This is a genomic window from Pseudomonas sp. FW305-96 (genome assembly GCF_058783825.1).
This window is the reverse complement of sequence record NZ_JBYSYW010000047.1, coordinates 25,199-32,282: the sequence shown is the minus strand read 5'-3', so window position 1 is coordinate 32,282 and position 7,084 is coordinate 25,199. Positions and strand designations below refer to the sequence as shown.

The window sequence follows — 7,084 nt, the reverse complement described above, 5'->3', positions numbered from 1 at the left end:
CCCTCGAAACCACCCCCTCTGATGAACCTTTCATGACAAAACTTCGGTAGCAATCCGCCACCCCCGTCAAAGCCATGGACACCAACAAGGCACCTGGCCATCAGGCCGATGAAGCCTTGAGAACCGGCCTGGGAGCGGGGCAATGGGCACTATGGAACGCTACACGAAAGTGGGAATGCAGGAGCTCGACCAGCGTCTGGCCAAGATCGTCGAGGCCGCCCGCAAGCAGCCCGTCTCGGTCTACCGCTACGGCGCCCCCTGGGTATGGATCGTCTCCCAGGACGACTGGCAGGGCGCCCTGCGCGAGGTGGCCAGCTGCGTGCCGCCCGGCCATTCGCTGGCGCTGCTCAAGCCGCGCATAGAGGCATTGCTGGACGCGCACCAGCCCGCGCTGGCGCTGCTGGCCGAGCAGCAGGGCATGATCATCGCCCCGCGCACGCTGATGCATGTGCTGCTCCTGCAGCTGCTGTATTCGGTGCCCAGCGAAAAGCAGCTCTACGAGCAGCTCAACTACAACCTGCTGTTCCGCTGGTTCACCGGCCTGGAGCTGAAATCGCGGGTGTGGAACTTCAGCCTGTTCAGCCATGACCTCGGCGTGCTGCTGGGCAGCGCCATGGCCGTTTCGCTGCTGCAGCGCATGGTCGACGAAGTGCTCGGCGCGAGCCTGCAGGCCATGCCCGAGTTCAGCCTCAACCTGGCCCTGTTGCACAGCTGGCTGGCCCGCCACCAAGGCCAGGCCGCACCCAGCGACAACCACTAGAAAACCAACGAATTCCTGGCGCTCAAGGGGGCGGTGTGGAGCATTTTTTCTTCAAGCGATGCGGCATGGGCGCAGGGGCGCTGCTGTGCCTGCTGGCGGTCGAGGTGGCCGCGGACGAGGCGCAGCGCCGGGTTGAGATCAACGAATACGTGGTGCGCGGCAACACCGTGCTCGACGCCCAGGCCATCGAAGAGGCGGTCTATCCCTACCTGGGGCCGGACAAGACCCTGGCCGACCTCGAAGGCGCCCGCGAGGCGTTGCAGAAAAGCTATCAGGCCCGGGGCTACCAGTCGGTGTTCGTCGAGCTGCCCGAGCAGAAGGTCGAAGGCGGCGTGGTCTACCTGCAGGTGAGCGAAACCAAGGTCGGCCGCGTGCGGGTGGTGGGCGCCAAGCATTACTCGCCGCTGGAGATCCGTGAACAGGTGCCGGCGTTGGAGGAGGGCAAGGTCCCCGATTTCGCCCAGGTACAGAACGAGCTGGCCACGCTCAACCGTGCCCCGGGGCGGCAGGTCATGCCACTGGTGCGCGAAGGCCAGCGCCCGGGCACCATGGACGTCGACCTGCAGGTCGAGGACAAGCAACCCTGGAACCTGAGCCTGGGCCTGAACAACGACCACAGCGCCGACACCGAGAAGCTGCGCAGTGTCGTCAGCCTGGGCTACAACAACCTCTGGCAGGCCGGCCACAGCGTCTCGCTGACCTGGTTCACCGCGCCCCAGGACCGTGACAACGCCGAGGTCTGGTCCGGGTCCTACGCCGCGCCGCTGAACGAGCGCTGGACCGTGCAGTTCTCCGGCTACCACTCCGACAGCAACGTCGCCACGGTGGGCGGTACCAATGTGTTGGGCAAGGGCCATTCCTACGGCGTTTCGGCGATCTACAACCTGCCGGGCGTCGGCGCCTGGGCCAACGCCCTGTCAATCGGCGTGGACTTCAAGGACTTCGACGAACAGGTCGGCCTGGGCGGTAGCAGCGACAAGGTCCCGCTCAAGTACGCCCCGATCACCCTGGGCTATACCGGCTACCGCTTCACCGAACAGGACCAGCTGAGCCTCGGCCTGAGCCTGGTGGCCGGGACGCGCAGCCTGCTGGGCTATGGCAGCGACGATTCCGAGTTCGATTACAAGCGCTACCGCGCCGACTCCAGCTTCGCCGCGCTCAAGGGCGACGGCAGCTACACCTTCGACTTCGCCGGCGCCTGGCAGAGCGCCTCCAAGCTGGCCTTTCAGCTGGCCTCGGGGCCGTTGGTGTCGAACGAACAGTTTGCCGCCGGTGGCGCCACCTCGGTGCGCGGCTATCTCGCCGCCGAACGCACCGGGGACGACGGCCTGCTGTTCTCCCAGGAACTGCGCACCCCCTCCATTGGCCGCTACGTCGGCAGCTACATCAGCGACTGGCGCTTCTACCTGTTCGCCGAGGGTGCCCAGTTGCGCCTGCAGGACGCACTGCCCGAACAGGACGACAGCTACAGCCTGGCCAGCGTCGGCGTCGGCACCCGCGCCACGCTCAACGACTGGTTGTCCGGCAGCCTCGACTGGGCCTTGCCGCTCAAGGACGGCCCCAACACCGACAAGAACGCTTCCCGCGTGCACTTCAGCGTGCAGGCGACTTTTTGAACGATTGACCTACTGACCGGCATCGGCCTGGAGACCTCTCATGCAACGCCTGATATTGACCTTGCTGCTATGCCTGGGCTTCGCCCTGCCGGGCAGCGCCAGCGCCTGGTGGCAGGACGACTGGATGTACCGCAAGCAGATCGCCGTGGACACCACGCCCCAGGGCGCCGGCCTGACCCAGGCGCTGGGCCGCACCGCGCTGCTGGTGCGCCTGCACACCGGCAACTTCAGCTTCGACGGCGTCAGCGAAACCGGCGCGGACATCCGCTTCGTCGCTGCCGACGACAAGACCGTGCTCAACCACCATGTCGAGCAGTTCGATCCACTGATGGGCATGGCGCTGATCTGGGTCGACATGCCGCGTATCGAGCCTGGCCAGCGCCAGGACCTGTGGATGTACTACGGCAACCCCAAGGCCCAGGCACCCGCCGGCCAGCCGAGCTTCGACGCCGACTACACCGCGCTCTACCACTTCGACGGTGCCGCCGCCCGTGACGCCAGCCCTTATGGTAACCAGCTGCAAGGGCCAACGGTCAGCGTCGATGGTGTGATTGGCCGGGCCATCCAGCTCGGGGGACAAGCCTTGCAACTGCCCGCCAGCGCCTCGCTGCAACTGCCGGCGGGCGCGGCGTTCAGCTTCAGCACCTGGCTGCGCCAGGACCAGGCGGTGGGTGAGCAACTGCTGCTGGCACGCCGCGAGGCCGGCCACAGCCTGCTGCTCGGCCTGGCCGAAGGCGTGCCCTTCATCGAGGTGGACGGCCAGCGCGCCGCCGCCAATCAGGCGCTCGGCGCCGGCCAATGGCAGCACCTGGCGCTGGTGGGCGAGGGCGGCAACCTCACGCTGCTGCTCGAAGGCCAGCCGGTCGCGCGACTGGCCGCGAGCCTGGCGGCCTTCAGCGGCGCCATCGGCATCGGTGGCGACCTGCCAGCGGCCGAGGGCGAGGCCGCCGGCCACTACGCGACCTTTGTTGGCGCCCTGGACGAGCTGCGTGTTTCCCGCGTCGCCCGCAGCCAGGCCAGCCTGCAGGCCGACGTGCTGGCCCAGGGTGCCGAGTCGCGCCTGGTGGTCTATGGCGTCGACGAGGAACAATCCGGCTTCGGCTTCGGCGGCCTGGGCTTCCTACTCAAGGCGGTGCCGGTGGACGCCTGGGTGATCATCGCTGTCCTGGTGCTGATGATGGTGCAGTCGTGGGTGATCATGCTGCGCAAGCAGCGCACGCTCAATCGCGTCACCGCCGCCAATACGCGCTTTCGCGAGCGTTTCGCCACGGTCGGCACGCGCCTCGAGCAGTTTGCCGACGATCAGGACCTGCATAAGCAACTGACTGACTCCTCGCTGTGGCGCCTGTACCTGGTGGCGGTGCAGGAAATTCGCACCCGCCGCGCCCAGGGCGCCGACACCCGTGAAGTGTCCGCGGCCACCATCGAAGCCATCCGCTGCTCCATGGACGGCGTGCGCACCCGCGAGAACCAGGCGCTGTCGGCGAAACTGTCGACCCTGTCCAACGCCATCGCCGGCGGCCCTTACATCGGCCTGCTGGGCACGGTGCTGGGGATCATGGTGGTGTTCCTCGGCACCGCCATGGCCGGCGACGTCAACATCAACGCCATCGCCCCGGGCATGGCCGCAGCGCTGCTGGCCACCGCCATGGGCCTGTTCGTCGCCATCCCCGCGCTGTTCGGCTACAACCGCCTGACCACGCGCAACCGCGAAGTCAGCGCCGACATGCGGGTGTTCGTCGACGAGTTCATCACCCGTCTGGCCGAGCTGCACGGCGAGGGCCAGGCCGGTGACGCGGCGCTGCGTCCGGCCGGGCGCAGCGTCAACCCGTCGATCCCGGCGTGAGGAGGCAGCCATGGCATCCGTGAACAACGCCCAAGACGACGACGCCGACGCCGCGGTCGACAGCATCAACATCACCCCGCTGGTGGATGTGCTGATGGTGGTGCTGGTGATGTTCATCCTCACCGCCACCGCGCAGGTCTCCGGGATCCAGGTGCAACTGCCCAAGGCCAGCGCCACGGTGTCGCTGGTCCAGCCCAAGACCAAGGCGATCTCGATCAACGATGCCGGCCAGGTGTTCCTCGACGCCTACCCGGTGACGCTGCAGGAGCTGGAGGACCGCCTGCGCAGCGAAAAGGCGCGCAGCCCGGATTTCCCGTTGATCGTGCGCGGTGACGCGGGTGTGCAGTATCAGAAAGTGGTCGAGGTGCTCGACCTGCTGCGCCGTCTCGAACTGGCCCAGGTCGGGCTGGTCACCGGCAAGCCGAACCAGGGGTGAGGGCAGGCATGGAACCTAAAGCCAACTTCCGCCGCCTGCTGACCTGGGCCGTGCTCGCCGCCGCTGGCGCGGGCCTGGCCTGGCTGCTGTGGCAGTGGGCCAACGACATGGCCGGGGTGCGCCGCGAGGCGCCCAAGGTGCCGGCGATCATCCCGCTGCCGCCGCCTCCACCGCCGCCTCCGCCCGAGCCGCCCAAGGAGCCTGAACCGCCGGTCGAGGAAAAGATCGTCGAGCCGCAGCCGGTGCCTGAGGCCGAGGAGGTCAAGCCCGCCGAGGACGCGCCGGACCCGGCCCAGGACCTGGCCGACCCCATGCAGATGGACGGCGACGCCCAAGCGGGCGGCGACAGCTTCAACGTCGGTGCTGGCAAGGGCGGCGGCATGGCCGGTGGCGGCGGTGGCGGCCTGGGCAGCGGCACCTATAGCCAGTACCTGGCCTATGCCTTCCAGCGCCTGCTGCGCGACAACCCCGAGCTGCGCAACCTGGTGTTCAACCTGCAGGCCGAGATCTGGCTCAGCGCCGCCGGCGAGATCACCCGGGTCGAGCTGCTGCGCGGCAGCGGCGAGCCCGAGGTCGATGCCCAGGTGCTTGCCGCCCTGCGCGGCGCCCGCGCTCTCGACCAGCGCCCGCCCGCCAACCTGACTTTGCCGGTGAAGATCGCCCTGCAGGGGCGCCGGCCATGAACAACGAAGCACGACTGACCCACAGGAGCTGCAAACCCATGAAGTGCCCAGTCAACCGATTGACCCTGGCGCTCGGCCTGCTGGCCGCCGCCACCGCGGTCGGTCCGGCCGTCGCCCACGCCGCGCCGTCGGAGAACGCGACCGTCAACCTGATCCGCCTGCTGGTGGAGCAGGGCGTGCTCAAGCAGGACAAGGCCGATGCGCTGATCGCCCAGGCCGAGCGCGAGGCCCAACAGGCGCGGGCTGTCAGCGCCGCGCCGATCGTCGCCCAGGCCCCCGCGGCCAACGGCGAAGTGCGCGTGCAGTATGTGCCGGCCATCGTCCGCCAGCAGATCCGCGATGAGATCAAGGCCGAGGTGATGAACACCGCCAAGCAGGAAAACTGGGCCGCGCCCAACACTTTCCCCGACTGGGCCTCGCGCATCAGCTTTGACGGCGACCTGCGCCTGCGCTACGAGTCACGCGGCTATGCCGACGGCAACAGCAACGAGATCGTCGACTTCGCCAAGCTCAACGACAAGGGCCCGTACGATGTCAACGCCAACAGCGGCTCGAGCCTGCCGCCGCTGCTCAACACCCGCGAGGACCGCGACAGCCTCCTGCGCCTGCGCGCGCGCTTCGGCCTCAAGGCCCAGCTGGCGGACAACTGGGTGGCCGGCATCCGCGTCGCCACCGGCTCCAACAACAACCCGGTGTCGACCACCCAGAACCTCGGTGGCGGCTTCGCCAAGAAGGACATCTGGCTCGACCAGGGCTATGTCACCTGGACGCCCAGCGAGCGACTGACGTTGACCGGCGGGCGCATCGCCAATCCGTTCATGTCCACCGACATCCTCTATTCCCACGACCTCAACTTCGATGGCGTGGCGGCGATCTTCAACCAGCCGCTGAACCGCGACCTCAGCCTGTTCGGCACCGTCGGCGCGTTCCCTGTGCAGTACAGCGACGACAGCGCCAGCAGCAACGGCCTGGACAAGGAGGACAGCGACAACAAGTGGCTGTACGGCGCGCAGCTGGGCGCGAAATGGGCGCTCAACGACCATCACCGCCTCAAGGGCGCGATGGCCTACTACCGCTTCGACGACATCGCCGGCGAGCGCTCCAGCCCCTGTGCGCCCTGGGATGGCCAGCCGGCCTGCGACAGCGACGAGACCCGCCCGACCTTCATGCAGAAGGGCAACACGGTGTTCCTGCTGCGCGACATCACGCCCAATCCGGCCAACCCGGCGGCCACGCCGCAGCCGCAGTTCGTCGGCATCGCCTCGGAGTTCGAACTGCTCGACCTGAACCTGGTGTGGGATGCCGACCTGCCCCATGACTTCAAGCTGCGCAGCCAGGCCAACTACATCCACAACCTGGCCTACGACGAGGGCGACATGCGCAAGCGTTCGGCCGGCCAGCTGGCCAACAACATCGACGAGAACGGCAACATCAAGAGCGGCGGCGACGCCTGGATGTTGCAGTTCACCCTGGGCAACGCCCTGGACATGCGCAAGGCCGGCGACTGGAACCTGTTCGCCGGCTACAAGCGCATCGAGCCTGACGCGCTGCCGGACGGGTTCAACGACTCGAGCTTCCACCTCGGCGGCACCAACGCCAAGGGCTATTTCCTCGGTGGCAACTACGGCCTGGCCGACAACGTCTACGCTACAGCCCGTTGGTTGAGTAGCGAGGCAGTCTACGGCGCGCCGTTTGACATCGATGTGCTACAACTTGAAGTCAACACGCGGTTCTAGGGAAGGA

5 protein-coding genes and 1 pseudogene are annotated in these 7,084 nt (G+C 67.5%); all 6 read left to right on the top strand.

Annotation, left to right across the window (positions count from 1 at the left end; translation table 11 throughout):
- Positions 1 to 142: 142 nt before the first annotated feature.
- Positions 143 to 545: pseudogene (locus AC3WL2_RS24500) on the top strand (transposase); the annotation flags it as partial.
- A gap of 280 nt (positions 546 to 825) precedes the next feature.
- Positions 826 to 2,376: a ShlB/FhaC/HecB family hemolysin secretion/activation protein gene (locus AC3WL2_RS24495; protein WP_256582692.1), complete on the top strand. Its 1,551-nt coding sequence runs from the start codon at positions 826 to 828 to the stop codon at positions 2,374 to 2,376.
- Positions 2,377 to 2,416: 40 nt separating this feature from the next.
- On the top strand, positions 2,417 to 4,222 hold the full coding sequence (locus tag AC3WL2_RS24490; RefSeq protein WP_102685012.1) for a DUF2341 domain-containing protein: 1,806 nt from the start codon (positions 2,417 to 2,419) through the stop codon (positions 4,220 to 4,222).
- Between the two features lie 10 nt (positions 4,223 to 4,232).
- The gene (locus AC3WL2_RS24485; protein WP_102685011.1) at positions 4,233 to 4,658 is read left to right on the top strand and encodes an ExbD/TolR family protein; all 426 of its coding nucleotides are present in this window, start codon (positions 4,233 to 4,235) and stop codon (positions 4,656 to 4,658) included.
- Positions 4,659 to 4,666: 8 nt separating this feature from the next.
- Positions 4,667 to 5,341 (top strand): energy transducer TonB family protein, encoded by a 675-nt coding sequence (locus tag AC3WL2_RS24480; RefSeq protein ID WP_219730442.1) that lies wholly within the window; start codon positions 4,667 to 4,669, stop codon positions 5,339 to 5,341.
- A 38-nt stretch (positions 5,342 to 5,379) separates the two neighbouring features.
- Positions 5,380 to 7,077: a putative porin gene (locus tag AC3WL2_RS24475; protein WP_102685010.1), complete on the top strand. Its 1,698-nt coding sequence runs from the start codon at positions 5,380 to 5,382 to the stop codon at positions 7,075 to 7,077.
- The last annotated feature ends 7 nt before the right edge of the window (positions 7,078 to 7,084 follow it).